Origin of the sequence: Duganella sp. 1411 (assembly GCF_017833525.1) — a bacterium.
Taxonomy (GTDB): Bacteria; Pseudomonadota; Gammaproteobacteria; order Burkholderiales; family Burkholderiaceae_D; genus Rugamonas.
In genome coordinates this window covers 271,734-297,033 of the sequence record NZ_JAFICD010000006.1, presented here as the reverse complement: position 1 = coordinate 297,033, position 25,300 = coordinate 271,734, and the positions used below count along the sequence as shown (strand labels likewise).

General features: G+C 66.7%; 23 protein-coding genes and 1 riboswitch. Of the genes, 18 read left to right on the top strand and 5 right to left on the bottom strand.

Annotated elements, in window-relative coordinates; all coding sequences use genetic code 11:
• Nucleotides 1–73 precede the first annotated feature (73 nt).
• From dusB to JOD97_RS26230, 9 genes are all read left to right on the top strand, one after another.
• Nucleotides 74–1,090, top strand: coding sequence for a tRNA dihydrouridine synthase DusB (gene dusB / locus JOD97_RS26270; RefSeq protein WP_209725139.1), 1,017 nt, complete (start codon nucleotides 74–76; stop codon nucleotides 1,088–1,090).
• Nucleotides 1,091–1,199: 109 nt separating this feature from the next.
• The gene (locus JOD97_RS26265) at nucleotides 1,200–1,433 is read left to right on the top strand and encodes a helix-turn-helix domain-containing protein (RefSeq protein ID WP_008445162.1); all 234 of its coding nucleotides are present in this window, start codon (nucleotides 1,200–1,202) and stop codon (nucleotides 1,431–1,433) included.
• Between the two features lie 100 nt (nucleotides 1,434–1,533).
• Complete coding sequence (gene purH, locus JOD97_RS26260; RefSeq protein WP_209725137.1) at nucleotides 1,534–3,120, top strand: bifunctional phosphoribosylaminoimidazolecarboxamide formyltransferase/IMP cyclohydrolase; 1,587 nt, start codon at nucleotides 1,534–1,536, stop codon at nucleotides 3,118–3,120.
• 210 nt (nucleotides 3,121–3,330) lie between these two features.
• Complete coding sequence (ruvC, locus tag JOD97_RS26255) at nucleotides 3,331–3,891, top strand: crossover junction endodeoxyribonuclease RuvC (RefSeq protein WP_209725135.1); 561 nt, start codon at nucleotides 3,331–3,333, stop codon at nucleotides 3,889–3,891.
• Between the two features lie 27 nt (nucleotides 3,892–3,918).
• Nucleotides 3,919–4,497 (top strand): Holliday junction branch migration protein RuvA, encoded by a 579-nt coding sequence (gene ruvA / locus JOD97_RS26250; protein WP_209725133.1) that lies wholly within the window; start codon nucleotides 3,919–3,921, stop codon nucleotides 4,495–4,497.
• Nucleotides 4,498–4,565: 68 nt separating this feature from the next.
• Nucleotides 4,566–5,273, top strand: a complete 708-nt coding sequence (locus JOD97_RS26245) for a phosphoribosyltransferase (RefSeq protein WP_209725131.1) — start codon at nucleotides 4,566–4,568, stop codon at nucleotides 5,271–5,273.
• A gap of 162 nt (nucleotides 5,274–5,435) precedes the next feature.
• A complete protein-coding gene (ruvB, locus tag JOD97_RS26240; RefSeq protein ID WP_209725130.1) occupies nucleotides 5,436–6,491 on the top strand; it encodes a Holliday junction branch migration DNA helicase RuvB in 1,056 nt (351 codons plus the stop codon).
• Nucleotides 6,491–6,955, top strand: coding sequence for a YaiI/YqxD family protein (locus tag JOD97_RS26235; RefSeq protein ID WP_209725128.1), 465 nt, complete (start codon nucleotides 6,491–6,493; stop codon nucleotides 6,953–6,955). The genes ruvB and JOD97_RS26235 overlap by 1 nt, the downstream gene beginning before the upstream one ends.
• Nucleotides 6,956–7,236: 281 nt before the next feature.
• The gene (locus JOD97_RS26230) at nucleotides 7,237–8,187 is read left to right on the top strand and encodes a CAP domain-containing protein (RefSeq protein ID WP_209725126.1); all 951 of its coding nucleotides are present in this window, start codon (nucleotides 7,237–7,239) and stop codon (nucleotides 8,185–8,187) included.
• On the opposite strand, the gene JOD97_RS26225 is transcribed toward JOD97_RS26230, so the two are convergent.
• On the bottom strand, nucleotides 8,068–8,541 hold the full coding sequence (locus JOD97_RS26225; protein WP_209725124.1) for a YbaN family protein: 474 nt from the start codon (nucleotides 8,539–8,541) through the stop codon (nucleotides 8,068–8,070). The two genes, JOD97_RS26230 and JOD97_RS26225, sit on opposite strands and share 120 nt — an antisense overlap.
• 115 nt (nucleotides 8,542–8,656) lie before the next feature.
• Between JOD97_RS26225 and JOD97_RS26220 the strand changes: the two genes are divergently transcribed.
• Complete coding sequence (locus tag JOD97_RS26220; protein ID WP_209725122.1) at nucleotides 8,657–9,427, top strand: ThuA domain-containing protein; 771 nt, start codon at nucleotides 8,657–8,659, stop codon at nucleotides 9,425–9,427.
• Between the two features lie 5 nt (nucleotides 9,428–9,432).
• Here JOD97_RS26220 and JOD97_RS26215 read toward each other — a convergent pair whose 3' ends face one another.
• Nucleotides 9,433–9,870 (bottom strand): DUF2147 domain-containing protein, encoded by a 438-nt coding sequence (locus JOD97_RS26215; protein ID WP_209725120.1) that lies wholly within the window; start codon nucleotides 9,868–9,870, stop codon nucleotides 9,433–9,435.
• Nucleotides 9,871–9,980: 110 nt separating this feature from the next.
• On the opposite strand from JOD97_RS26215, the gene JOD97_RS26210 reads away from it, so the two are divergent.
• The 3 genes from JOD97_RS26210 to JOD97_RS26200 are packed head-to-tail and all read left to right on the top strand — an operon-like array spanning nucleotide 9,981 to nucleotide 12,567.
• Nucleotides 9,981–10,607, top strand: coding sequence for a transcriptional regulator (locus JOD97_RS26210; protein ID WP_209725118.1), 627 nt, complete (start codon nucleotides 9,981–9,983; stop codon nucleotides 10,605–10,607).
• Nucleotides 10,597–11,571: an ornithine cyclodeaminase family protein gene (locus JOD97_RS26205; RefSeq protein WP_209725116.1), complete on the top strand. Its 975-nt coding sequence runs from the start codon at nucleotides 10,597–10,599 to the stop codon at nucleotides 11,569–11,571. Before JOD97_RS26210 ends, JOD97_RS26205 begins: the two co-directional genes overlap by 11 nt.
• A gap of 30 nt (nucleotides 11,572–11,601) precedes the next feature.
• Nucleotides 11,602–12,567 carry a threo-3-hydroxy-L-aspartate ammonia-lyase gene (locus JOD97_RS26200; protein WP_209725115.1) on the top strand — a complete coding sequence of 322 codons (966 nt, stop codon included), beginning with the start codon at nucleotides 11,602–11,604 and terminating at the stop codon, nucleotides 12,565–12,567.
• Nucleotides 12,568–12,677: 110 nt separating this feature from the next.
• On the opposite strand, the gene JOD97_RS26195 is transcribed toward JOD97_RS26200, so the two are convergent.
• The 3 genes from JOD97_RS26195 to JOD97_RS26185 all read right to left on the bottom strand — a co-directional run bounded on the left by JOD97_RS26195 (nucleotide 12,678) and on the right by JOD97_RS26185 (nucleotide 20,197).
• Nucleotides 12,678–15,485, bottom strand: a complete 2,808-nt coding sequence (locus tag JOD97_RS26195) for a valine--tRNA ligase (protein WP_209725113.1) — start codon at nucleotides 15,483–15,485, stop codon at nucleotides 12,678–12,680.
• 103 nt (nucleotides 15,486–15,588) lie between these two features.
• A complete protein-coding gene (locus tag JOD97_RS26190; RefSeq protein WP_209725104.1) occupies nucleotides 15,589–18,792 on the bottom strand; it encodes a ligand-binding sensor domain-containing diguanylate cyclase in 3,204 nt (1,067 codons plus the stop codon).
• A 181-nt stretch (nucleotides 18,793–18,973) separates the two neighbouring features.
• Entirely contained in the window at nucleotides 18,974–20,197 is a 1,224-nt protein-coding gene (locus tag JOD97_RS26185; protein ID WP_209725093.1) for a DUF4382 domain-containing protein, read from the bottom strand.
• Nucleotides 20,198–20,415: 218 nt separating this feature from the next.
• Nucleotides 20,416–20,521: riboswitch (TPP riboswitch) on the top strand.
• A gap of 72 nt (nucleotides 20,522–20,593) precedes the next feature.
• Here JOD97_RS26185 and thiC point away from each other — a divergent pair.
• The 5 genes from thiC (at nucleotide 20,594) to thiE (ending at nucleotide 25,290) form a co-directional block, all read left to right on the top strand.
• Entirely contained in the window at nucleotides 20,594–22,519 is a 1,926-nt protein-coding gene (thiC, locus tag JOD97_RS26180) for a phosphomethylpyrimidine synthase ThiC (RefSeq protein ID WP_209725090.1), read from the top strand.
• 7 nt (nucleotides 22,520–22,526) lie between these two features.
• Nucleotides 22,527–22,742 (top strand): sulfur carrier protein ThiS, encoded by a 216-nt coding sequence (gene thiS / locus JOD97_RS26175; protein ID WP_209725088.1) that lies wholly within the window; start codon nucleotides 22,527–22,529, stop codon nucleotides 22,740–22,742.
• A 148-nt stretch (nucleotides 22,743–22,890) separates the two neighbouring features.
• The gene (locus JOD97_RS26170; protein ID WP_209725087.1) at nucleotides 22,891–23,682 is read left to right on the top strand and encodes a thiazole synthase; all 792 of its coding nucleotides are present in this window, start codon (nucleotides 22,891–22,893) and stop codon (nucleotides 23,680–23,682) included.
• Between the two features lie 20 nt (nucleotides 23,683–23,702).
• On the top strand, nucleotides 23,703–24,569 hold the full coding sequence (locus JOD97_RS26165) for a hydroxymethylpyrimidine/phosphomethylpyrimidine kinase (RefSeq protein ID WP_209725382.1): 867 nt from the start codon (nucleotides 23,703–23,705) through the stop codon (nucleotides 24,567–24,569).
• Between the two features lie 25 nt (nucleotides 24,570–24,594).
• The gene (thiE, locus tag JOD97_RS26160; protein ID WP_209725084.1) at nucleotides 24,595–25,290 is read left to right on the top strand and encodes a thiamine phosphate synthase; all 696 of its coding nucleotides are present in this window, start codon (nucleotides 24,595–24,597) and stop codon (nucleotides 25,288–25,290) included.
• Nucleotides 25,291–25,300 lie beyond the last annotated feature (10 nt).

The window sequence follows — 25,300 nt, the reverse complement described above, 5'->3', positions numbered from 1 at the left end:
AAAATAGTGCTTATTATTTGAGCACCCCTTCGGTTAAAATAGAAGGTTCCTTCTCCCCCATCAGGTACCGCCAGTGCGAATCGGCCCTCATTTACTGCGTAACAACGTTTTCGTCGCCCCCATGGCGGGCGTGACGGATCGGCCTTTCCGCCAGCTGTGCAAGCAGCTGGGGGCGGGCTACGCGGTGTCCGAAATGGCGGCCTCCAACCCGCGTCTGTGGGCGACCGAAAAAAGCTCGCGCCGCACCGACCACACCGGCGAGATGGAGCCGAAAGCGGTGCAGATCGCCGGCGCCGACCCCAAGGATCTGGCCGATTGCGCCCGCTTCAACGTCGAGCGCGGCGCCCAGATCATCGATATCAACATGGGTTGCCCGGTCAAGAAGGTCTGCAACAGCTGGTGCGGTTCGGCCCTGCTGCAGAACGAGGCGCTGGTCAAGGAGATCGTCGAGGCGGTGGTCGGCGCGGTCGACGTGCCCGTCACGTTGAAATTCCGCACCGGCTGGAACCGCGAAAACAAAAACGCGCTGAAGATCGCGCGTATCGCCGAGGACGCCGGCATCGCCATGCTGACCTTGCACGGCCGCACCCGCGCCGACGGCTACACCGGCGACGCCGAGTACGACATGATCGCCGCCGTCAAGCAGTCGGTGGCGATCCCGGTGGTGGCCAACGGCGACATCACGACGCCGGAAAAAGCCAGATACGTGCTCGATTACACCGGCGCCGACGCCGTCATGATCGGCCGCGCGGCGCAGGGCCGGCCGTGGATTTTCCGCGAGATCGATCATTACCTGCGCACCGGCACCCATCTGCCGGCGCCATACGTGGACGAGGTGCGCGCGCTGATGGACGAGCACCTGCGCGCCCACTACGCGTTTTACGGCGAATTCCTGGGCGTGCGCACCGCGCGCAAGCACATCGGCTGGTATGTGCGCGACCTCGAAGGCGGCGAGGATTTCCGCCAGAAGATGAATCTGCTGGAGTCCACCGACGAGCAACTGATCGCCGTCGATCAATTTTTCGAATCGCAGTGGAGATACGGCGAGCGGTTACAATACCGCCTCCCGGAAGTATTGCAAGCCGCATAAGACAAGTTGGAAAGTACTAAAAAAGTCATATCAGAAGGGTAAGCGCCTGGATCATGAGTCCCGGGGTGATTTACCAGCGTCAACAGATTATTTAGCGAACGACATCAAAATGAGCAAAGAAAGTATCCAGGAAGTAGTCCAGAAGAGCCTTGAAGATTACTTCAACGACCTGGGCGAGCAGCAGGCATCGAACATCTACGATATGGTCGTGCTGACCGTGGAAAAACCGATACTGGAAGTGGTCATGACGCGCGCCGACGGCAACCAGTCGCACGCGGCCCAGATGTTGGGCATCAACCGCAACACCCTGCGCAAGAAACTGCAAGAACACGGCCTGCTGTAAACAGCGGCGATCTTTCCGGCATGGCGGCTGGGAACGGCCGTCGGCTGGTCCGCAAGGCAACACGCAACCCCGATTTCAACCCACCTAGCCTTTCACAGCCATGATTAAACAAGCTCTCATCTCCGTCTCCGACAAAACCGGTGTGCTGGACTTCGCCCGCGCGCTGTCCGCCATGGGCGTCAAGATCCTGTCGACCGGCGGCACCGCCAAACTGCTGGCCGACAACGGCGTCGCCGTGACCGAGGTCGCCGACTACACCGGCTTCCCGGAGATGCTCGATGGCCGCGTCAAGACCTTGCACCCGAAAGTACACGGCGGCATCCTGGCGCGCCGCGATTTCCCCGAGCACGTGGCCAAGCTGGAAGAGCACGCCATTCCGACCATCGACATGGTGGTGGTCAACCTGTACCCGTTCCAGGCCACCGTCGCCAAGGAAGATTGCTCGCTGGACGACGCCATCGAGAACATTGACATCGGCGGCCCGGCCATGCTGCGCTCCGCCGCCAAGAACCACAAGGACGTGGTCGTCATCTGCGATCCGACCGACTACGGCGTGGTGCTGGCGGAAATGAAGACCACCGACAACGCGCCCGGCTATGTCAGCTACGACACCCGTTTCAAGCTGGCCACCAAGGTTTACGCGCACACCGCGCAGTACGACGGCGCCATCGCCAACTACCTGACCAGCCTGGGCGCCGACCGCCAGCACGCCAGCCGCAACGCCTATCCGAACACCTTGAATGTGGCGTTCGAGAAGGTGCAGGACATGCGCTACGGCGAGAATCCGCACCAGTCGGCCGCGTTCTACCGCGACGTCGCCGCCACCGACGGCGCGCTGGCCAACTACCGCCAGCTGCAGGGCAAGGAACTGTCGTTCAACAACATCGCCGACGCCGACGCCGCGTGGGAATGCGTTAAGAGCATGGGCAGCTTCCAGCAAAGCGCCGCCTGCGTCATCGTCAAGCACGCCAATCCGTGCGGCGTGGCGCTGGGCACCGACGCCGCCGACGCCTACAAGCGCGCGCTGCAGACCGATCCGACCTCGGCGTTCGGCGGCATCATCGCCTTCAACGTCGAGATCGACGCGGCCGCCGCCACCGAGCTGGCCAAGCTGTTCGTCGAGGTGCTGATCGCGCCGTCGTACTCGGCCGAAGCGAAGCAGATCATGGCGGCCAAGCAGAACGTGCGCTTGCTGGAAATCCCGCTGGGCAACGGCGTCAACGCGATGGACTTCAAGCGCGTCGGCGGCGGTTTGCTGGTGCAGTCGGCCGACGCCAAAAACGTGCTGCTGACGGACCTGAAAGTGGTCAGCAAGCTGCAGCCGACGCCGCAGCAGTTGCAGGACATGATGTTCGCCTGGCGCGTGGCCAAGTACGTCAAGTCGAACGCCATCGTCTTCTGCGGTAATAACATGACCTTGGGCGTGGGCGCCGGCCAGATGAGCCGTATCGACTCGGCCCGCATCGCCTCGATCAAGGCGCAGAACGCCGGCCTGTCGCTGACCGGTTCGGTGGTGGCGTCGGACGCGTTCTTCCCGTTCCGCGACGGCCTGGACGTGGTGGTCGACGCCGGCGCGACCTGCGTGATCCATCCGGGCGGCTCGATGCGCGACCAGGAAGTGATCGACGCGGCCAACGAGCGCGGTGTGGTGATGGTGTACACCGGCGTGCGCCACTTCCGCCACTAATCGATTGCCACGGTTCCACGTAGGGCGGATTAGCGCAGCGTAATCCGCCAATGCATGCGCCGCCGGCGGCTCATCGACGGCGGATTACGGCGTTCCGCCTAATCCGCCCTACGTGTCTCCGTGGTTGGTCGAAGCCACATGGCATAACACTCCGAACATAAAAGCGCCCGCAACCTTGCGGGCGCTTTCTTTACTGCATACAATCCATCAATGATAATTCTCGGCATCGACCCCGGCTTGCGCACGACCGGCTTTGGCGTTATTCGCAAGCAGGGCGCGAAGCTGTACTACGTTGCCTCGGGCACCATCAAAAGCGGCGAGGGCAACCTGCCGGCGCGCTTGAAGGTGATCCTCGACGGCGTGGCCGAGGTCGCCCGCATCTACCAGCCCGAATGCGCGGCCATCGAGCAGGTGTTCGTCAACGTCAATCCGCAATCGACCCTGCTGCTGGGCCAGGCGCGCGGCGCGGCCATTTGCGCGCTGGTGTCGGCCGAGCTCAGCGTGGCCGAGTACTCGCCGACGCAGGTCAAGCAGGCCGTGGTCGGCACCGGCCGCGCGGTCAAGGCGCAGGTGCAGGACATGGTGGCGCGCCTGTTGTCGCTGCCCGGCCTGCCAGGCACCGACGCCGCCGACGCGCTCGGCATCGCCATCTGCCACGCCCACAGCCGCGAAACGCTGACGCTGATCGCCAGCGCCGGCCAGGGCACCAGCACCGCCAAGAGCGGCCCGCTGGCCGGCCTGCGCATGAAAAACGGCCGCCTGGTCGGCTAACTCCCTAATTAAGAAGGCTACAACACGATGATCGGTCGTCTCTCCGGTATTCTGCTTGAAAAAAATCCGCCGCAACTGCTGGTCGAGTGCGCCGGTGTCGGCTACGAGGTCGATGTGCCGATGAGCACGTTCTACAACCTGCCGCACGTGGGCGAAAAAGTCGTGTTGTTCACGCACCAGGCGATCCGCGAGGACGCCCATTTGCTGTTCGGCTTTGGCAACGCCGAGGAGCGCGCCGTGTTCCGCCAGCTGATCAAGATCAGCGGCGTCGGCGCGCGCACGGCTCTGTCGATTCTGTCGGGGATGTCGATCTCCGACCTGGCGCAGGCCGTCACGTTGCAGGAGTCGGGGCGCCTGATCAAGGTGCCGGGCATCGGCAAGAAGACCGCCGAGCGCTTGCTGCTGGAACTGAAGGGCAAGCTGGGCGCGGACATCGGCGCCGGCGGCGGCCACGCGGCGCCCGATTCGCAGTCGGACATCCTCAACGCGTTGCTGGCGCTGGGCTACTCCGACAAGGAGGCGCTGCTGGCACTCAAGACCGTGCCGGCCGGCAGCGGCGTTTCCGACGGCATCAAGCAAGCGTTGAAGGCGCTGTCGAAAGGCTGACGCGCCTCAAACGAAGCGCCGGTGCCGCCGCCTATGCTTGAAGGTCGAGCAAAGCGGAGGCGCCGATTATGGACCAGCCCGTCAGATTTCCCTGGGACGATTTTCCGGACGTCCTGATTCACGCACCGGAGCTTTTCGTTAAGCGGCATCGTGTTTATGCCGCAGCTAAAGGCGGCGATGCGGGAGCCGCCACCGAGTTGGTCGTTGAATCCACTTCGCCAGAAGTGTTAGAGAGCCTTTGGCTATCGTTTAACGACAAGTATCCGGTACTCGTCAGTGTGCATGCCGAGGAAGCGGCCGGCATCAATGCCATCGCGGAGGGTCTGGCCAGGTTTCTTGCCATTACCCTGCACTGGCAGTACGACGACAATGTGGTGCAGGCCAACAAGGTAAGTCATACTGGCGCCAACGGCTTTGATCGCCTTCGAAGACAGGCGATTTTCAGCGGGGTTGCCGGAACTGGCCTAAACTATCTGATGGTGGATGACTTCATCGGGCAGGGCGGCACGCTGGCCAATCTGAGAGGTCATTTGATCGCGCAGGGCGGCAACGTTATCGGCGCCACGGTACTGACTGGTAAGGACTACTCTGCCAAGTTGGTTCCAACTGCCGATGAGCTCTTAGAGCTAAGGAGGAAACATGGAAACATTGAAGACTGGTGGCGCCAGCGCTTTGGCTTTGGATTCGAGTGTCCCCCCGCGTCAGAAGCCAGATATCTCAGGCGAACTCCAGCGAGCGAAACAATCCTTACTCGCTTGGCAGAAGCTGCTAGCTGAAGGCAAGGTAGAATCGTTGGTTGTTAAGCTCGGCCCGCAATTGGAACCCGGCGCTCCTGCCCGAATGCTCACGCCGCAAGAACTTGATCAATTGCGGGCATCCAAAAAAGCGCTTGGCGATTACGTCGAGCGCATATTAAAGACACCACCACTTAAGAACGAATGAGCATCCAGACCGACAGCTTCACCGAACAGCGCATCATCGACGCGGCGCCGTCGTCGCCCAACGAAGAGGCGATCGAACGCGCGCTGCGCCCCAAGCATCTCGATGAATATGTCGGGCAGGCCAAGATCCGCGACCAGCTGGAGATCTTCATCGCCGCCGCGCGCAACCGCAAGGAGGCGCTCGACCACACCCTGCTGTTCGGCCCGCCGGGCCTGGGCAAGACCACCTTGGCCAACATCATCGCGCGCGAGATGGGCGTCAACCTGCGCCAGACCTCCGGCCCGGTGCTCGAGCGCCCGGGCGACCTGGCCGCCATCCTGACCAACCTCGAAGCCAACGACGTGCTGTTCATCGACGAGATCCACCGCCTGTCGCCGGTGGTCGAGGAGATCCTGTACCCGGCGCTGGAGGACTACCAGATCGACATCATGATCGGCGAGGGCCCGGCGGCGCGCTCGGTCAAGCTCGACCTGCAACCGTTCACCCTGGTCGGCGCCACCACCCGCGCCGGCATGCTGACCAACCCGCTGCGCGACCGCTTCGGCATCGTCGCCCGCCTCGAGTTCTACAACACCGAGGAGCTGACCAAGATCGTCACCCGCAGCGCCGCGCTGCTCAAGGCCAACATCGCACCGGACGGCGCCGTCGAGATCGCCCGCCGCGCGCGCGGCACGCCGCGCATCGCCAACCGCCTGCTGCGCCGCGTGCGCGACTACGCCGAGGTCAAGGCCAACGGCGACATCACCAAGACCGTGGCCGACGCCGCGCTGGTCATGCTCGACGTCGACACCGTCGGCTTCGACGTCATGGACCGCAAGCTGCTCGAGGCGGTGCTGTATAAATTCGGCGGCGGCCCGGTCGGCATCGGCAACCTGGCGGCGGCCATCGGCGAGGCGGCCGACACCATCGAGGACGTGCTGGAACCGTATCTGATCCAGCAGGGCTTCCTTCAGCGCACGCCGCGCGGACGCGTGGCCACGCCGGCCGCCTACAAGCATTTCGGCGTAACGCCGCCGCGCACCAATCCCAACGGCGAATTGTGGGACCTGTGATGCAGATCTGGGTCGACGCCGACGCCTGTCCCGCCGTCATCAAGGACATCCTCTACCGCGTGGCCGAGCGCATGCAGATGCAGGTGACGCTGGTGGCCAACCAGCTGCTGCGCGTGCCGCCGTCGCGCTTCGTGCGCGCGGTGCAGGTGCCGTCCGGCGCCGACGTGGCCGACCAGGAGATCGTGCGCCTGCTGGCGCCGGGCGACCTGGTCGTCACCGGCGACATCCCGCTGGCCTCGGACGTGCTGAAGAAGGGCGGCTACGCGCTCAATCCGCGCGGCGAGTTCTACACCAACGACAACATCGCCCAGATGCTGAGCATGCGCGCCTTCATGGACGAGCTGCGCGGCAGCGGCGTCGACACCGGCGGTCCGGCCGCCTTCAGCCAGGGCGACCGCCAGAGCTTCGCCAACAGCCTCGACCGGCACTTGCGCAAATACGCCACGCCCCCTGCATCGGCTTAGCCCGGTTCCGTCCCCGCATCCACCGACCGGCGCTTCCGCGCCGTTTTTTTTCGCCCGAAGCTTCATGGCTGGATGATGTCTCATGCGCAATATCTATGTCCAATAGGATATGTAATATAATCAACTGCAATTTCCGGCTGGAAGTCATTTTGTCCTGCTGAAATTGTAATAAATAACAATACATGGGGACGACGGACGTGCGTGGTGGAAGTTGTTTGGTACTAGCTGTGGCTTGCTTGTTGAATGCGTGCGCCGGGGATGCCGCTGTCGGCGGTTCTCAAATGCCTCCGGCAGGCGGCGCCGCCCCCACCGACGCCAGCGCGCTGGCGCGGCGCGTGCCCCCGCCCACCTATGCGGACGACAGCGGCAACGCCTACGTCTTCAATGCCGTGAACGCCCTGCGTGAAAAACTGGGCTCGGGATTGCTGACGCAGAACCCAAAACTCGACCGGGCGGCATTGGCGCACCACCAGTACATGGGGAACAACCCGTTCGTGAACATGCACGCCGAGACCGCTGGCAAACCCGGCTTCACAGGCATCGACGCCACCACGAGGGGACATGCCGCCGGTTATGGCGCCGCGTATATCGAGGAGGTCATTTACGGGTCCAACGGCGCCGACAAGGTTGCCGGTTGCGCGCCGAGTTGGGCCAACAGCATTTACCATGTCGGCCTGTTTTTCTCGGGCATGCGCGACGTTGGCATCGCCGCGCTCGCGACCAGGACCGAGCCGGGACTTGGACGATACACCGTCTGCGTGGTGAATTTTTCGCTGGACCCCTCGCAGGTCGAACAACTTCCCGAGGACGGGACCATACGCGTGTACCCGTATCCCGAGCAGACCAAGGTGCCGACCGTCTTTTACAACCACACGGAGGAGCCGTCGCCGCTACCCGAGTACTTCGAACTGGGCCCGCCGGTCACGCTGAGCTTCAAGACGAAATCATTTGCGGCGGCCGGGGCCAGGCCGGCCATCGTCGTCGATCATTTATCCATCGCCACCGCAAACGGGGAGCCGGTCGGCGCCAAAATCCTGGCCAGCCCGGTCGGCGGCACTTTCTCCACGCGCGGGCCCGCGCTTCAGGACGACGAGAGGATCGCGCCGTTCACGCTAACCATCGTGCCGGTCGCGCGGATGAAACCGAACACCGTCTATACCGTCGCTTTCGCCGGCATCGTCAACGGCAACGCCCTTTCCAAGACCTGGACGTTCAGCACCGGCCAGCGGTGACATGGTGGGAACGAAGCGGATCAGATAAACCGTCACGCACAATCCCGTCAACGCGATCACGCCGCCTATCCACGGCATCTTGATGCGCCAGATGGAATAACTCATCGACGCCCACATGAAAACGAGTATCCAGACCTTGCCGCGCAAGGGGATGCCTTTGCCGTTCTCGTAATCGCGCAGGTATTTGCCGAACACGCGGTTGGTGCGCAGCCAGTTGTGCATGCGCGTCGAACCGCGCGCGAAGCAGGCCGACGCCAGCAGCAGGAACGGCGTGGTCGGCAGCAGTGGCAGGAAGATGCCCAGCACGCCGAGCGCGACCGCCATGCAGCCGATCAGGTTGAATACTATTTTCATCGCGTTTCCGTTGCCTGCAGAACTGCATGCCCGACGAGAATCGTATCACCGCCGGGCCGAAAAAGTGTATATTGATCCGGCCTTGATGATAGCGCTAACTTTACGGAGACGTCGAATGAAAAAAATCATACTGGCCTGCATCGCCCTGGCTGGCTTGCTGTTGTCCGCCGCCGGCGCGCGCGCCGACGACCAGTACAAAATCCTGGTGCTGGCGATGCCCGGCAAATACCACTACGAGTACATCCCGATCGCCCGCGAGAGCCTGGAAAAGCAGGCAAAGCTGCACGCGTTCGAGCTGGTCTACACGCACCGGCCGGAGGTGTTCGACGGCGACTTGAGCCAGTACGCGATGGTGATGTTCCTCAACACGCCGGGCGAGGAGCTCAGCGAGCCCCGCCGCCGGAAATTCGAGGAGTACATGCGTAACGGCGGCAACGCCATGCTGGTGCACCGCGCGCTGATCATTCCGCCCAACACCTGGCCGTGGTTCGAGAAGCTGATCGGACGGCGTGTCGGCAACCATCCGATGCTGCAGACCGGCGTGGCCGAGGTGGTCGACAAGAAATTCCCGGCCACGTATGGCTTGCCGGCGCGCTGGATCTGGAGCGACGAGTGGTATGTGTTCGACAATCCGTACAACATCAAGATCAACCCGGTGCTCAACGTCGACGAAAGCACCTACGACCCGACCAAGATCTGGCCGGGGCAGGTGTCAAAAGGGATGGGCAAGGACCACCCGGTGGCGTGGTACCACCAGATGGAGAAGGGTCGCGTGTTCGTCACCGCGCTGGGGCACAACGGCGAGATGTACAGGGACCCGCAATACCTGTCGCACCTGATGGGCGGCATCTACTGGACCGCCACCGGTAAAGGCATCCAGCAGTAAGCCGCTTAATCCTGGCGCACCCACACCTGGGAGCGGCCCAGCATCGGCATGCCGATGTAGCCGCGCACGTTGAGCTTTTTGCCGGCGTCGGTCAGGTGCATCTTGGCCTTGTAGACCTTGCCGTTCTTCGGATCGAGGATCTCGCCGCCGTTGAATTCCTCGCCGTCCTTTTTCAAGCCCGACAGGATCACCATGCCGATGATGGGCTGGTCCTTGCGCGCGCCGTCGCACTTGTCACATTTCGGATTCTGGTCCTCGTTCGGCTCGCGGTACAGCTTTTCGATCTGGCCCTGGAACGCGCCCTCGTTCTCGGTGATGCGGATCAGCGCCTTCGGCTTGCCGGTCTCGTCGTCGATGTTCTTCCACAGGCCGACGGGGGTGTCGGCGGCGAAGGCGGGGGCGATCGAGAGCAGCGCGGTGATGGCGAATGCGGCAAATTTCATGGTGGTCTCCAAGGGTGATTTTTTGTCCGACGAGTGTAGCAAATAAATGACCGGTCGTACTTTTTTCTATCGAATTACACAAATTATCTAAAACAAGATAATATGTTTAGATGAAAAAGACACCCGAACAGCAAAACCTGCTGGAGCAGCTGCGGCAGGTCGCCGACGGCCTGGGCCAGACCCTGGCGCCGTTTTGCGAGGTCGTGCTGCACGATCTGCTCGAGCCCGAGCACGCCATCCTTGCCATCCACAACAACCTGTCGGGGCGCAGCGTCGGCGCGCCGGCCACCGAGCTGGGCTTGGCGCGCGCCGCCGACCCGGACTTCGCGCAGGTGATCGCCAACTATCCCAACACCTTCGCCGACGGCCGGCTGGCCAAGAGCACCTCGATCGGCATCAAGGACAGCCAGGGGCAATACGTCGCGGCGCTGTGCATGAACGTCGATTTGACGGTGTTCCGCAGCCTGAACAGCTTGTTGACGCAGTTTGGCGCCGTCAACACCGCTGCCGGCGTCAGCGAGACCTTGGAGCCGGCCGGCGCCGACGCCATCCGCGCCCGCATCGACCAGTTCGCGGCGCGGCTGGCGACCACGCCGCGCGCGCTCAAGGCCGACGAGCGCAAGGCGCTGATGCGCGAACTGAAGGAATCGGGATTGAGCGATGTGCGGCGCGCGATGGAAATCGTCGCCGCTTACTTGAACGTCTCACGCGCCACGGTGTACAACGATGCCAGATAACGCCCGCCTTTTGCTATTGGACCGCGACCAGGCCGGCGCGCTGCTGCAAGCGGACGACGTGCTCGATGCCGTGCGTGACGCCTTCCTGCTGCACGCCGGCGGCGCGGGAAAAATCTTCCCGCTGGTGCGCGAGGCGCTGCCGGATGGCGTGTTCGGCATCAAATCGGGCGGTGTGCCGGAGCGGCAGCTGCTGGGCATGAAGGCGGCCGGCTTCTGGCCGGGCAACCGCGCGCACGGCGCCGACGGCCACCAGGCGACGATCACGCTGTTCGATCCCGCCACGGGGCGGCCGCAATGCCTCATCGACGGCAACGCCGTCACCACCACGCGCACGGCGGCGGCGGGGGCGGTGGGCTTGCTGGCGCTGGCCCGCGCCGACAGCGAGAGCTTGTGCGTGTTCGGCACCGGCGTGCAGGGCGTCGCGCACACCGAGTACGCGCTGCGCGTGATGCCGGGCATCCGGCGCGTGCGTTACCTGACCTCCGACGGCCGGCGCGATCCGCGCTTCGAAGCGCTGTTCGCCTCGCGCTGCGATGTCGGCGCCGGCGCCGGTGCCGATGCCGCCGTCGCCGACAGCGACATCGTCATCACCGCCACGCGCGGCGGCGGCGCGCTGTTTTCCATGGAGGCGGTCAAGCCGGGCACGCACCTGAACTGCGTCGGCAGCGACACGCGCGGCAAGCGCGAACTGCCGGAAGGCTTGCTGGCGCTGGCGCGCGTGTGGGCCGACGACCTCACCCAGGCGCGCGCCATCGGCGAGCTGCAATGGGCGGCCGACACGCCGGCCGGGGAATTGGGCGCGCTGCTGGCCGCCGGCGGCCCGGCACGCGACGGCATCGCCGCCGACGCCATCACCATTTTCGACATGACGGGCATCGCCCTGCAGGACCTCACAGTGGCGCGCATGCTGTACCAGCGCGCTTTGGCAACCGGCACCGGGACCAGCATCGCCTGGCCCTGGTAATCACAAAGGAACAAGATGAACGAACAAACGATGAGCGAACTTCTGCCAACCTACGCCGACGTCGTCGCCGCGTCGGAGCGCATCGCCGGCCACGCGCACCGCACGCCGGTGCTGACCTCGCGCACCGCCGACGCCGAACTTGGCGCCAAGGTCTTCTTCAAGGCGGAGAATTTGCAGCGCATGGGCGCGTTCAAATTCCGCGGCAGCTACAACGCGCTGGCGAAGTTCGACGCGCGGCAGCGCAGTGCCGGCGTGGTGGCTTTCTCGTCGGGTAACCACGCGCAGGGCATCGCGCTGTCGGCGCAGTTGATGGGCATTCCGGCCACCATCGTCATGCCGCACGACGCGCCGCCGTCGAAGATCGCCGCCACGCGCGGCTACGGCGCCACCGTGGTGCTGTACGACCGCTACACCGAGGATCGCGAGCAGATCGGCCGCGACCTGGCGGCCAAGCACGGCCTGACTTTGATTCCGCCGTACGACCATGCCGACGTGATCGCGGGACAGGGCACGGCGGCCAAGGAATTGTTCGAGGAGGTGGGCGAGCTCGATTACCTGTTCGTCTGCCTGGGCGGCGGTGGTTTGCTCAGTGGTTCGGCGCTGGCGACGCGCGCGTTGTCGCCGAAGACGACGTTGTATGGCGTCGAGCCGGAGGCCGGCAACGACGGCCAGCAATCGTTCCGCGGCGGCGCCATCGTGCACATCGACACGCCCAAGACGATCGCCGACGGCGCACAGACGCAGCACCTGGGCCAGCTGACGTTCCCGATCATCCAGCGCGATGTGGACGATATTTTGACGGTGAGCGACGCGCAGCTGCGCGCCGAGATGCGCTTTTTCGCGGCGCGCATGAAGATCGTGGTGGAGCCGACCGGTTGCCTGGGGCTGGCCGCCGCGCGGGCGATGAAGGATACGTTGCAGGGCAAGCGGGTGGGGGTGATCATCAGCGGCGGCAACGTCGATATCGACCGTTACGCCGCTCTACTGGGGCAATAAACTCCGGGGTCAGGTCCACCAATTCTACACAGGCTGAACCGTAGAGGGCGATAAACCCTTTCTACGGTCCAGGTCGTGTAGAAATGGTGGACCTGACCCCGGAGTTGCTTTTAGGCGGCGGGCAGCTTGGCGAACTGCTCGCGCATCTTGTCCAGGGTCGCCGAGAAGTTGGCCACGCGTTCCTTCTCCTGCGCGACCACCTCGGCCGGCGCGCGGGCGACGAAGCTTTCGTTCGACAGCTTGCCGTTGGCCTTGGCGATCTCGCCCTCGACGCGCGCGATCTCCTTCGACAGCCGCTCACGCTCGGCCTTGACGTCGATCTCCACCTTCAGCATCAGCTTGGTCGTGCCGACGATCGCCACGGCCGCCGGCGATTCCGGCAGCGCGTCGACGATCTGCACTTCCGCCAGCTTGCCCAGCGACTGGATGTACGGCGCGTAGCCTTCCATGGCCGCCTTGTCGGCCGCATTGCCCGCTTCGATGATCAGCGGCACCCGCAGCGACGGCGCCAGCTGCATTTCGCCGCGCAGGTTGCGGGTGGCGTCGGTCAGCGTCTTGAGCTGCTGCATCCACGCCTCGGCCGCCTCGTCGATGTTGGCGGTGTTGGCGATCGGGTACGGCTGCGTCATGATCGATTGATTGGCTTCACCCGCCGCTTTGCCGGCCAGCGGCGCGACCGCCTGCCACAGCGCCTCGGTGACGAACGGGATCACCGGGTGCGCCAGGCGCAGCACCACTTCGAGCACGCGCAGCAAGGTGTGGCGGGTGGCGCGCTGCTGGCCCTCGGTGCCGCTTTGCACCTGCACCTTGGCCACTTCCAGATACCAGTCGCAGTACTCGTCCCAGACGAACTTGTAGATCGTCGAGGCGATGTTGTCGAAGCGGTAGTCGGCGAAGCCCTTGGCCACGTCCAGCTCGGCCTTTTGCAGCAGCGAGATGATCCACTTGTCGGCGTTCGACAGGTCGGCCGGGCTGGCGCTGCAATCCTTCTCTTCCGTGTTCATCAGCACGAAGCGGGTGGCGTTCCACAGCTTGTTGCAGAAGTTGCGGTAGCCCTCGGCGCGGCCCAGGTCGAAGTTGATGTTGCGGCCCAGCGAGGCGTACGAGGCCATCGTGAAGCGCACCGCGTCCGTGCCGTAGGCGGCGATGCCTTCAGGGAATTCCTTGCGCGTGGCCTTGGCGATCTTTTCGGCCGCCTTCGGGTTCATCAGCCCGGTGGTGCGTTTTTCCACCAGCGCGTCGATGCCGATGCCGTCGATCAGGTCGATCGGGTCGAGCGTGTTGCCCTTGGACTTGGACATCTTCTGGCCCTGCGAGTCGCGCACCAGGCCGTGCACGTAGACGGTCTCGAACGGCACCTTGCCGGTGAAGTGCAGGGTGAACATCACCATCCGCGCGACCCAGAAGAAGATGATGTCGAAGCCGGTCACCAGCACCGACGACGGCAGGAAGGCCTTGATGTCCGGGGTGTCCTCCGGCCAGCCCAGGGTCGAGAACGGCACCAGCGCGGACGAGAACCACGTGTCGAGCACGTCGTTGTCGCGGCGCAGCGGTCCCGTGCTGCCGGCCGCCTGCTGCTTGGCCTGCGCCTCGGCCTCGGTCTTGGCGACGAAGATGTTGCCGGCCTCGTCGTACCAGGCCGGGATCTGGTGGCCCCACCACAGCTGGCGCGAGATGCACCAGTCCTGGATGTTGTTGAGCCACTGGTTGTAGGTGTTGCTCCAGTTCTCGGGCACGAACTTGATGTCGCCGCTGGCGACCTTCTGCAGCGCGACCTCGGCGATCGATTGGCCCGGGAAGAAGGTGCCTTCCGGCGCCGGCTTGCTCATGGCGACGAACCACTGGTCGGTCAGCATCGGTTCGATGATGACGCCGGTGCGGTCGCCGCGCGGCACCATCAGCTTGTGCGGCTTGACCTGCTCCAGCAGGCCTTGCGCGTCGAGGTCGGCGACGATCTGCTTGCGCGCGACGAAGCGGTCCATGCCGCGATACGCTTGCGGCGCCGCGTCGTTGATCTTCGCTTCCAAGGTCATGATCGACAGCATCGGCAACTGGTGGCGCTGGCCGACCGCGTAGTCGTTCAAATCGTGCGCCGGCGTGATCTTGACGCAGCCGGTGCCGAAGGCCTTGTCGACGTATTCGTCGGCGATGATCGGGATTTCGCGGCCGACCAGCGGCAGCACCAGCATCTTGCCCACCAGCGCCTGGTAGCGCTCGTCGGTCGGGTCGACCGCCACGGCGACGTCGCCCAGCATGGTTTCGGGACGGGTGGTGGCCACCGTCAGCGAACCGCTGCCGTCGGCCAGCGGGTACTTGATGTACCACATCGAGCCGTCTTCCTCCTCGGACACCACCTCGAGGTCGGAGACGGCCGTGCCCAGCACCGGGTCCCAGTTGACCAGGCGCTTGCCGCGGTAGATCAGGCCCTGCTCGTGCAGGCGCACGAAGACGTCGGTGACGACTTTCGAGCGCGTCTCGTCCATCGTGAAGTATTCGCGCTGCCAGTCCGGCGAGGCGCCCAGGCGGCGCATCTGGCCGGTGATGGTGGAGCCGGATTTCTCTTTCCACTCCCAGACCTTCTCGACGAATTTTTCGCGGCCCAGGTCGTGGCGCGAGATCTTCTGCGCGTCGAGCTGGCGCTCGACGACGATCTGCGTGGCGATGCCGGCGTGGTCGGTGCCGGGGATCCAGGCGGTGTTGTGGCCCAGCATGCGGTGGTAGCGGGTCAGCCCGTCCATGATGGTCTGGTTGAAGGCATGGCCCATGTGCAGGGTGCCGGTCACGTTCGGCGGCGGCAGCTGGATGCTGAAGGACGGCTTGCCGGCGTCGAGGGTGGCGGCGTAGTAACCGCGCCGCTCCCACTCGGTGCGCCAGAATTGTTCAATGTCGGCGGGCTCGAAAGACTTGGCTAATTCCATGATTTGGCTGGTGTAGTGTAGTAAACGCGTTGGCGAAAGCAGCCATTATAGATGACGCGGACCTTGCCGCGCATTATTGCGGCGGCGCCAAACGGCTGGCGCGCTAGCCGGCGTGGCGCTCGCGCGCCGCGTCGGCCGCGGCCAGGTGCCAGGTGTCGCGGCCGGCGGCCTTGGCCTGGTACAGCGCCACGTCGGCCCGTTTGTAGAGCTGCTCGTGGGTGTCGCGCGCATCGTGCACGGCGGCGCCGACGCTGGCGCTGACGCGCATCGTCGCCTGGCCGTGCGGCAACGGTTGGGCCAGGTACTCGAGGATGCGCTGGCACACCGGTTCGAGCGTGGCGCGCTCGGTGGTGTTGCCCAGCAGCACGGCGAACTCGTCGCCGCCCAGCCGGAACGGCCGGTCCGTCTCGCGCACGGCCGCCCGCAGGCGCGCCGCCGTGGCCACCAGCAAGGCGTCGCCGGCGTCGTGGCCGAGCGTGTCGTTGATCTGCTTGAAGCGGTCGAGGTCGATCAGCAGCAGGGTGAAGCCTTGCCCGCCGCGCGCCGCCTGCGCCGCCAGGTGGCGCAGCTCGTCGTTGAACAGGCGCCGGTTCGCCAGCCCCGTCAGCGGGTCGGCGTAGGCCAGTTGTTCGAGCTGGGCCTGGGTCGCGCGCAGCTCGGCGGTGCGGGCGTCGACCATGGCCAGCAGCTCGCGCTGGCGGCGCCGCAGCAGCGCCGTGCGCGCCTGCACCAGCGCCGCCAGCAACGCCAGCGCCAGCGCCGCGCCGGCCGCGCGCGCGGCCGGGCGCTGGTGCCACGCCGGCAGCACCCGCACCGGCACCTCGAGCGGCGCCGACCAGTCGCCGTTGCGGTTCGAGCCGCGCAGCTGCAGCGTGTACTCGCCCGGCGGCAGGTTGGTGTAGCCGGCCCGGCGCGCGGTGGCGTCGGCGGCGATCCAGTCGTGGTCGAAGCCGGCCAGGCGGTAGGCGTAGCGGTTGAGCTCGGGCGCGGAATAGTCCAGCGCGGCGAACTCGAGCGAAAAGCCGCGGCCGCGGCCCTCCGGCGTCACCGCGATCGGCGCCGCCCTGGCGCCGGCGCCGTCGTTGTAGCGGCCGACCGGGATCTCGCGGTCGTTCAGCAGGATGCGCGTGGCCACCACCGGCGGCAGGTAGCGCCACGCGGTGAGCCGCTCGGGCCGCAGCACGGTGACCCCCGACAGGCCGCCGAACACCAGCTCGTCGGCGCCGGTCTTGACGCCCGCGGCGGTCCAGTACGTGGGCACGTGGACGCCGTCGGCCGGCCCCAGCGCGCTGATCGCCAGGGTGGCCGGGTCGACCCGCGCCAGCCCGGCGTCGGTGCTGGCCCAGATCGCGCCGGCGGCGTCCTCGAGCAGCACGTTGACGCCGCTGTCGGGCAGCCCCTGCGCCGTGCCCAACCGGCGGAAGCGTCGCCGGCCGTCGGCGTCGGTGCGCTCGAGCAGGACGATGCCGGTGCCGAACTGCGACAGCCACAGGCGCCCGCGCCGGTCCAGCAGCAGCGACGACACGTAGCCGGGCGGCATGCGGTCGGCCTCGGCCGGCACCGCCGGCACCCGTTCCAGGCCGCCGCCGTAGCCCAGCCGCGCCAGGCCGGCGCGGGTGCCGACCCAGATCGCGCCGTCGACCGGCAGCAGCGCCGTGACCCGGGCGTCGCCCAGGCTGTGCTGTTCGTGGCGCAGCAGCGCCAGGGCGGCGCCGGCGTCCGACACGGCCCACACGCCGTCCATGCCGCCGAACCACAGCACCTCGTCGACGCGCGCCAGCGCCCAGACGGCGGCGTCGGGGCGGCGCTGCGGCACGGCCAGCCGGCGCACGTTGCCGCCGTCGGCGTCGGCGCGGTACAGGCCCTGTTCGGTGCCCAGGTAGACCGTGCCGCCCGGGCCGGCCGTCATCGCCAGCACCCGGCCGGTCGGCAGCGTGCCGGGCGTGTTGGCGGTCGGCGTCAGGTGGGCCACGGCGCCCAGCTGCGGGTCGACGATGTCGACGCCGCCGCCGACCACGCCCAGCCACAGGCGCCCGTCCGGGTGGGCCAGCAGGCTCGGCACGCTGAGCTTGTTGGCGGCGCTGCCGCCGGCGGCGCGGATCGTCGTCACCGCGCGCGGCAGCGGATCGTGCTGGCTCAGCGCGCCCATGGCGGCGGCGAAGACGATGCCGCTGCGCTCGCGGAACAGCGCCAGGATGTCGTTCTCGTACAGGCTGTCGGGGGTGTCGGGCTGGTGGCGGATGCGGCGCGAGGTACCCAGCAGCGGGTCGATCGCCACGATGCCGCCGTTGGCGCCGTCGGTGCCCAGCCAGACCTCGCCCAGCCCGGCCTCGACGATCGAGGTCACGCGCTCCTTGTCGAGCGTGGGCGCCGGGCCGCTCTCGTGCACGGCGGCCGCGCCGGCCGCGCCCGGCTCGATGACGAAGGCGCCATGGGTGCGGGTGCCGATCCAGAGCCGGCCCGAGCTGTCGTGCAGCAGCGCGCTGACGGTGGTGGCGCCGCCGTTGAGGCCCGCAAGCGGCACCGGCGCCGGCACGCGCGCGCCGCGCGCCAGCTTGAACAGGCCCTCGCGCGTGCCGATCCACAGGGTGCCGCCGCCCTCGCGCAGCAGCGCCCCCACCGCGCCGGCCGGCAGCGCCGCGGCGTCGAGCGGGGCGGCGGCGCCGCGCGCGACCACGCCGTTGGCGTCCATATGGTCGAGGCCACCGCCGGTGCCGACCCACAGGCCGCCGGCGCCGTCGTCGGCCAGCGCCGTCACCTGGGCGTTGCCCAGCCCGCCGGGACCGGCCGGGTAGCGGACGAAATTCTCGCGCGCGGCGTCGTAGCGCACCAGCCCGCCGGAGCTGGTGCCCGCCCACAGCCGGCCGCGGGCGTCGACGAGCATGCTCATGATGTAGTTGTCGGGCAGGGCGTCGTCGCGCATCGGGTCGGCGACGAACTTGCGCGCCCGGTTGCCGTCCCAGCGCACCAGCCCGGACTGGGTGCCGATCCAGACGAAGCCGGCCCGGTCCTGGGCGAAGCACAGGCCGCCGCCGAGGTCGAGCGCGGTGTGGTGCTTGAACGCGGTGTGGGTCAGCGCGGCCCAGCGGTCGGGCTCGGCGGCGGCGGCCGGGCGCGCGGCCACGAGCAGCCACAGCAGCAACGGCGCGCACACCAGGGCCCGCAACAGGGCCCGCAACATGGCCCGCAGCGGCGCCGCCAGGGCGCCCCAAGCCGCCGCCCGCCTGGGGGGCACCGGACGGGCGCTGGCGGGAGGGTGGGCGGTGGCACGCTGAAAGTTGCAATATGGCATAAATCGACTATACATCAGGCGAACTCCACCACGGCGGGCGGCGCGGCGCGGAAGGCGCCCGGCGTCGGATTTTAGCCACGCGCGGCCGGCGGTGCGGGTTGCGGCGATAGCCAACGCCGGGCGGCCGCCGACGTGGTATTTCTGTCCATGACAGAAAAAAGGACGCCGCGGCGTCCTTTTGGTGGGTTGCAGGCGATTAGGGCTTGAGCGTGAAATTGACGTTGGCCTGGTTCGCCGCCGAGATGTCGATCGGCGGCGCGCTGACCGTGGTGTAGCCGGTTGCCGATGCCTGGACCGTGTATTTGCCGGCGCCCGGCAGCACCGCGGCGGCCGTGTTGAACTGCAGCGGCAAGGCGGCGCTGTACACCGCGTAGCGTGGTGCGGCGGTCGGCAGTCCGGTCAGCGTGTAGGCGCCGCTGGCCAGGTCGGCGCCCTGGTACTTGATGGTGACGGCCGACCCGGTGACCAGGCTCTGGGTGGCCGCGACATAGGCGCCCTCGGTGCTGCTGGGCGGCGCCAGCGTGACCGCGCCGCTGATGCTGCCGGTGGTGGATGCGGCCAGCGTGATCGGCGCGGCGGCCGTGCTGATGGGCACGATGGCCGAGGTGCTGGCGACCGGTACGGCCCCGACCACGGCGGCGGCGCTGGCGTCGGCCGTCACCACCACATCGTAATTACCCGGCGACAAGCGCGTCAGCGCGAATTCGCCGGTGGTCGGGTTGGGCGCGGTGGCGCTGACGATGACGCCGTTTTGCTGCGCCGACACCATCACATGGTTGGCCAGCAGCGCCGTGCTGACGAAGCCGCCGATGCCGTTCAGCGCGGTGGGGACGACCTTGATCACCGGCTTGAGCGCGTATTTGCCGTTGCCTTTGGTGAGCACGGATTTGCAGGCGTCGAAGTCCAGCACCAGGTCGACGCGCTGGCCGGCGGCGACGTCGAACTCGTTGATCAGCTTGATGCCGCTTTGCACCGCGCTCGGGGTATCCAGGGTTTGCTCGCTGGTTGTGCCGGTCGGCACCACGGAGTTGGCCAGGCCGGTGCCGGTATTCGGGTCAAGCACCAGCCGCAACTGCGTGTAGTGGCCGGCGGCCAGAGGGGTCTGCCCCAGGCTGTCCAGGGTGCCGTTGTTCAGCGCCAACAGGTTGATCTTGCGTGCCGGGTTGAGCGTGATGTCGGTCCAGCCGCTGTCGGTGTCGGCGGCGCTGGCGCTCTGATGCACGCGCACCTTGCTGACGGTAACGTTGACGGCGTCAAAGCCGCAGGCCGGGGCGTCGGTCAGCGACACGCCCAGCGTGCCCAGGGTCTGGTTCGGCGGGTTGGCGCCGCTCCCGCCACCGCCACCGCCGCAGGCGCTCAGTGCGGCAGCGGCCAGGGCCGCCGTCGCGGCCAGGTAGAAAGGAATGTGTCGCTTGTTCATGATGTGCGTCTCCTTGTGATTATTATTGAACGCGGTCTCCACCGCTGAACGTTATTCTGGCTTCCAAATGGCAACTTTCTTTGTTAGGTGACGAACATAGTAAAGATTCGTTACATTTATTCAGTGCAATATTTAGAAGCTTGACCGGGCGGCCATGTTGGCATAATTGTTAGTGCAAATCCGGCGGCCGGAGTATAATCATCCGGCTGCCGCAAGGCGGCACACGCTAGGGGTCCTGCAAATCGTAATGCGATGCGCGGGTGAGAAATACCCTCCGAACCTGATCTGGATAATGCCAGCGAAGGGAAGCTTAGGACAACGCCGCCATCCATCGATTTCCGGGCGCGGTGCCGTCCAACCTCCTTTGCTGGCTCCTGTAGCTAACGAAGGAGCCAAATGAACGCCAATCCCAAATTCCTGTCCGCCACCGCCACCGTGGACGAGGCAGCGATCCAACCTTTACCGAATTCCCGCAAGATCTACGTCGAAGGCAGCCGCCCCGACATCCGCGTGCCGATGCGCGAAATCACCCAGGCCGACACGCCCGCGTCGTTCGGCTTCGAGGCCAATCCGCCGGTCTACGTCTACGACACCTCCGGCCCGTACACCGATCCCGACGCCGTGATCGACATCCGTTCCGGCCTGGCGGCCACGCCGCGCCTGCCGTGGATCCTGGAGCGCGGCGACACCGAGGAACTGGACGGCCCGACCTCCGACTACGGCAAGGCGCGCCTGGCCGATCCGGCGCTGGCCGAGCTGCGCTTCAACCTGCACCGCCAGCCGCGCCGCGCGCGCGCCGGCGCCAACGTCACGCAGATGCACTACGCGCGCCAGGGCATCGTCACGCCGGAGATGGAGTTCGTGGCGATCCGCGAAAACCTGCGCCGCAAGGAGTACCTGGAGAACCTGAAGACGTCCGGCCCGATGGGCCAGCGCCTGGCCGACCTGATGGGCCGCCAGCATCCGGGGCAATCGTTCGGCGCCAGCATCCCGGCCGCAGGTGATTACATTACGCCCGAATTCGTGCGCGAGGAGATCGCCCGCGGCCGCGCCATCATCCCGGCCAACATCAACCACCCGGAGATCGAGCCGATGATCATCGGCCGCAATTTCCTGGTCAAGATCAACGCCAACATCGGCAATTCGGCCGTGACCTCGTCGATCGGCGAGGAGGTCGAAAAGATGACGTGGGCGATCCGCTGGGGCGGCGACAACGTCATGGACCTGTCGACCGGCAAGCACATCCACGAGACGCGCGAATGGATCATCCGCAACAGCCCGGTCCCGATCGGCACCGTGCCGATCTACCAGGCGCTGGAAAAGGTCAATGGCAAGGCCGAGGACCTGACCTGGGAGATCTTCCGCGACACGCTGATCGAACAGGCCGAGCAGGGCGTCGACTACTTCACCATCCACGCCGGCGTGCTGCTGCGCTACGTGCCGATGACGGCCAAGCGCCTGACCGGCATCGTCTCGCGCGGCGGCTCGATCATGGCCAAGTGGTGCCTGGCGCACCACAAGGAATCGTTCCTGTACACGCACTTCGAAGAGATCTGCGACATCATGAAGGCCTACGACGTGTCGTTCTCGCTGGGGGATGGATTGCGGCCTGGGTCCATTTATGACGCCAACGACGAGGCCCAGCTGGGCGAGCTGAAAACCCTGGGCGAGCTCACGCAAATCGCCTGGAAGCACGACGTGCAGGTGATGATCGAGGGCCCGGGCCACGTGCCGATGCAGCTGATCAAGGAGAACATGGACCTGCAGCTGGAGCAGTGCCACGAGGCGCCGTTCTACACGCTGGGGCCTTTGACGACCGACATCGCGCCCGGCTACGACCACATCACCTCCGGCATCGGCGCCGCGCAGATCGGCTGGTACGGCACCGCGATGCTGTGCTATGTCACGCCCAAGGAGCATCTGGGCCTGCCGGACAAGAACGACGTCAAGGACGGCATCATCACGTACAAGATCGCCGCCCACGCCGCCGACCTGGCCAAGGGCCATCCGGGGGCGCAGATCCGCGACAACGCGCTGTCGAAGGCGCGCTTCGAATTCCGCTGGGACGACCAGTTCAACCTGGGCCTCGATCCGGACAAGGCGCGCGAGTTCCACGACGAGACCCTGCCCAAGGATTCGGCCAAGGTGGCGCATTTCTGTTCGATGTGCGGCCCGCATTTCTGCTCGATGAAAATCACGCAGGAGGTGCGCGAGTTCGCGGCCGCCAACGGCATGAGCGACGGCGTGGCGATCGAGCAGGGCATGCAGGTCAAGGCGGTGGAGTTCATCAAGAACGGCGCCGAACTGTATCGGAAACTGTGAGGCCGGCATGACGAACGCGGTTATTTCGATAGAACTGAACGGCGCGCCGCACCAGGTGCCGCCGCGGCAGACGCTGGACCAGCTGGTCGAGGCGCTGTCCCTGGGCGGGCAGGCGCTGGCGCTGGCGGTCAACCGCTCGGTGGTGCCGCGCCAGCAGTGGCCGGAGCGCGTGCTGCGGCCGCACGACAAGGTCGATATCGTGCGCGCCATCGGCGGCGGTTAATTTAAGCAAACCCGCACCCCCATGCGGGGGCCGGGCCGCTGGGCCGGCGGGGCGAAGCCCCTCTCCGGACCCACCGGGTACGACCCCTAAGCGGTGGCGCCGGCGTCGAGGCGAAGGCGCGCCGGGTTGTAACTCAAAGGACGACAACATGAACACACCATCCCAAGACCTGCTGACCATCGCGGGCAAACAGTATCAATCGCGCCTGCTGGTCGGCAGCGGCAAGTACAAGGACCTGCAGCAGACCCGCGAGGCGACCGACGCCGCCGAGGCGGAAATCATCACCGTGGCGATCCGCCGCGTCAACATCGGCCAGGACCCGAAGGCGCCCAGCCTGCTCGACGTGCTGCCGCCGTCGCAGTACACCATCCTGCCCAACACCGCCGGCTGCTACAACGCCAAGGACGCGGTCTACACCTTGCAGATGGCGCGCGAGCTGCTGGGCGGCCACAAGCTGGTCAAGCTGGAGGTGCTGGGCGACGAGAAGACGCTGTTCCCGCACATGCCGGAGACCTTGATCGCCGCCGAGCAGCTGGTCAAGGACGGCTTCGACGTCATGGTCTACTGCAGCGACGATCCGATCCAGGCCAAGATCCTCGAGGAGATCGGCTGCGTGGCGGTGATGCCGCTGGCGTCGCTGATCGGCTCCGGCATGGGCATCCTCAATCCGTGGAACCTGTCGCTGATCATCGAGCAGGCCAAGGTGCCGGTGCTGGTCGACGCCGGCGTCGGCACCGCGTCCGACGCCGCCATCGCCATGGAGCTGGGCTGCGACGGCGTGTTGATGAACACCGCCATCGCCGGCGCGCAGGACCCGGTGCGCATGGCGCGCGCCATGAAGCTGGGCGTGCAGGCCGGGCGCGAGGCCTTCCTGGCCGGGCGCATCGCGCGCAAGTTCGCCGCCTCGCCGTCGTCGCCGATGGCGGGCCGGCTGGCATGACGTCGCGCCCGGACGCCGGCATGAGCGTCGGCATCAGCGCCGGCACAAGCGCCGCCGCGCCGGCGCCGGCCGCGCGGCGCTGCGTGCTGGTGTTCGCCGGGATGGACCCGTCCGGCGGCGCCGGCATCGGCGCCGACCTGCAGGCGGTGGCCGGGCAGGGCGCACACGCGCTGTGCGTGGTCACCGCGCTGACGGTGCAGGACAACGACCGCGCCTACGAGGTGCAACCGGTCGCGCCGGAGCTGGTGCTGCGCCAGGCGCGCGCGCTGACGCGCAAGATCGCCGTCGGCGCGGTCAAGATCGGCATTCCCGGCAGCGCCGCCAACGCGCTGGCGATCGCCCGGGTGATCGGCGAGCTGCGCGAACGGCAACCGGAGCTGCCGGTGGTGCTCGACCCGGTGCTGGCCAGCGGCCATGGCGACACGCTCTCGCGCGGCGACGCGGTGGCCGCGCTGGCGCCGCTGCTGCCGCTGGTGACGGTGCTGACGCCGAACGGGCCGGAGGCGCGCGCGCTGGCCGCGCCGTCGGACGCGACCGACCCGCGCGCGTTGGCGCAGGCCTTGCGCGCGCGAGGCTGCCGCCACGTGCTGATCACCGGCGGCCACGATGACGGCGAGGCCACGACGAACGACGTCGTCAATCGCTGGTTCGGTCCCGGCGCCGGCGACGCGGCGCAGGACGGCGCGCCGGACGCGCGGCAATGGCGCTGGCCGCGCCTGGACGGCGAATTCCACGGCAGCGGCTGCACGCTGGCGTCGGCCGTCGCCGGCCAGCTGGCGCTTGGCATGCCGACCGGCGTCGCGCTCGAACTGGCGCAGCACTACTGCCACGTCGCGCTGCGCGACGCCTACAGCATCGCTCCCGGCCAGCGCATCCCGCTGCGCTAGCCCCATCCCCCATCAGGAGAACATCATGCAAGGACTTTATCTGGTCACCCCCAACTGGGACGACACCACGCGGCTGCTGGAGGCGAGCGAACAGGCGCTGGCCGCCGGCGCCGCGCACGGCAACGCGGGCAACGCCGGCGGCAACCTGGTCGCGCTGCTGCAATACCGCCACAAGGAGGCCGGCCCCGAGCTGCGCCACGCGCAGGCGACGGCGCTGCTGGCGCTGTGCCGGCGCTACGGCGTGCCGTTCATCGTCAACGACTTCGTCGACCTGTGCCTGGAGACCGGCGCCGACGGCGTGCACCTGGGCGGCACCGACGCCGACGTCGCCCAGGTGCGCGCCCGGCTCGGCGCCGACAAGATCATCGGCGCCTCGTGCTACGGCGACATGCCGCGCGCGCTGGCGGCGCAGCGCGACGGCGCCAGCTACGTAGCCTTCGGCGGCTTCTATCCGTCGCGCGTCAAGCAATACGCGGTCACGACGCGGCCGGAGATCCTCGACCAGGCGCGCGCGGCGATCCGCGTTCCCACCGTCGTCATCGGCGGCATGACGCCGGCCAACGCGGCGCCGCTGGTGGCGCGCGGCGCCGACATGGTCGCGGCCATCAGCAGCGTCTATCAAGCTGCAAGCGTTGGCGAAGCGGTCGGCCAATTCGCCCAGCTGTTTGTCGTACACAACAACAGCAAATCATTCGGGCGGACCGGTCTTTCCGCTTTATAATTGGGCCGTT

Excerpts from the sequence above, each read along its gene's own strand:
- JOD97_RS26245 (WP_209725131.1), top strand. The coding sequence starts at position 4,566 with ATGGACCAGCCCGTCAGATTTCCCTGGGACGATTTTCCGGACGTCCTG.
- JOD97_RS26220 (WP_209725122.1), top strand. The coding sequence starts at position 8,657 with ATGAAAAAAATCATACTGGCCTGCATCGCCCTGGCTGGCTTGCTGTTG.
- JOD97_RS26215 (WP_209725120.1), bottom strand. The coding sequence starts at position 9,870 with ATGAAATTTGCCGCATTCGCCATCACCGCGCTGCTCTCGATCGCCCCC.
- JOD97_RS26235 (WP_209725128.1), top strand. The coding sequence starts at position 6,491 with ATGCAGATCTGGGTCGACGCCGACGCCTGTCCCGCCGTCATCAAGGAC.
- JOD97_RS26195 (WP_209725113.1), bottom strand. The coding sequence starts at position 15,485 with ATGGAATTAGCCAAGTCTTTCGAGCCCGCCGACATTGAACAATTCTGG.
- JOD97_RS26190 (WP_209725104.1), bottom strand. The coding sequence starts at position 18,792 with ATGTATAGTCGATTTATGCCATATTGCAACTTTCAGCGTGCCACCGCC.
- thiE (WP_209725084.1), top strand. The coding sequence starts at position 24,595 with ATGCAAGGACTTTATCTGGTCACCCCCAACTGGGACGACACCACGCGG.
- JOD97_RS26205 (WP_209725116.1), top strand. The coding sequence starts at position 10,597 with ATGCCAGATAACGCCCGCCTTTTGCTATTGGACCGCGACCAGGCCGGC.
- JOD97_RS26265 (WP_008445162.1), top strand. The coding sequence starts at position 1,200 with ATGAGCAAAGAAAGTATCCAGGAAGTAGTCCAGAAGAGCCTTGAAGAT.
- JOD97_RS26230 (WP_209725126.1), top strand. The coding sequence starts at position 7,237 with ATGCCTCCGGCAGGCGGCGCCGCCCCCACCGACGCCAGCGCGCTGGCG.
- thiS (WP_209725088.1), top strand. The coding sequence starts at position 22,527 with ATGACGAACGCGGTTATTTCGATAGAACTGAACGGCGCGCCGCACCAG.
- JOD97_RS26210 (WP_209725118.1), top strand. The coding sequence starts at position 9,981 with ATGAAAAAGACACCCGAACAGCAAAACCTGCTGGAGCAGCTGCGGCAG.
- ruvB (WP_209725130.1), top strand. The coding sequence starts at position 5,436 with ATGAGCATCCAGACCGACAGCTTCACCGAACAGCGCATCATCGACGCG.
- JOD97_RS26185 (WP_209725093.1), bottom strand. The coding sequence starts at position 20,197 with ATGAACAAGCGACACATTCCTTTCTACCTGGCCGCGACGGCGGCCCTG.
- JOD97_RS26170 (WP_209725087.1), top strand. The coding sequence starts at position 22,891 with ATGAACACACCATCCCAAGACCTGCTGACCATCGCGGGCAAACAGTAT.
- purH (WP_209725137.1), top strand. The coding sequence starts at position 1,534 with ATGATTAAACAAGCTCTCATCTCCGTCTCCGACAAAACCGGTGTGCTG.
- JOD97_RS26200 (WP_209725115.1), top strand. The coding sequence starts at position 11,602 with ATGAGCGAACTTCTGCCAACCTACGCCGACGTCGTCGCCGCGTCGGAG.
- JOD97_RS26225 (WP_209725124.1), bottom strand. The coding sequence starts at position 8,541 with ATGAAAATAGTATTCAACCTGATCGGCTGCATGGCGGTCGCGCTCGGC.
- thiC (WP_209725090.1), top strand. The coding sequence starts at position 20,594 with ATGAACGCCAATCCCAAATTCCTGTCCGCCACCGCCACCGTGGACGAG.
- ruvA (WP_209725133.1), top strand. The coding sequence starts at position 3,919 with ATGATCGGTCGTCTCTCCGGTATTCTGCTTGAAAAAAATCCGCCGCAA.
- JOD97_RS26165 (WP_209725382.1), top strand. The coding sequence starts at position 23,703 with ATGAGCGTCGGCATCAGCGCCGGCACAAGCGCCGCCGCGCCGGCGCCG.
- ruvC (WP_209725135.1), top strand. The coding sequence starts at position 3,331 with ATGATAATTCTCGGCATCGACCCCGGCTTGCGCACGACCGGCTTTGGC.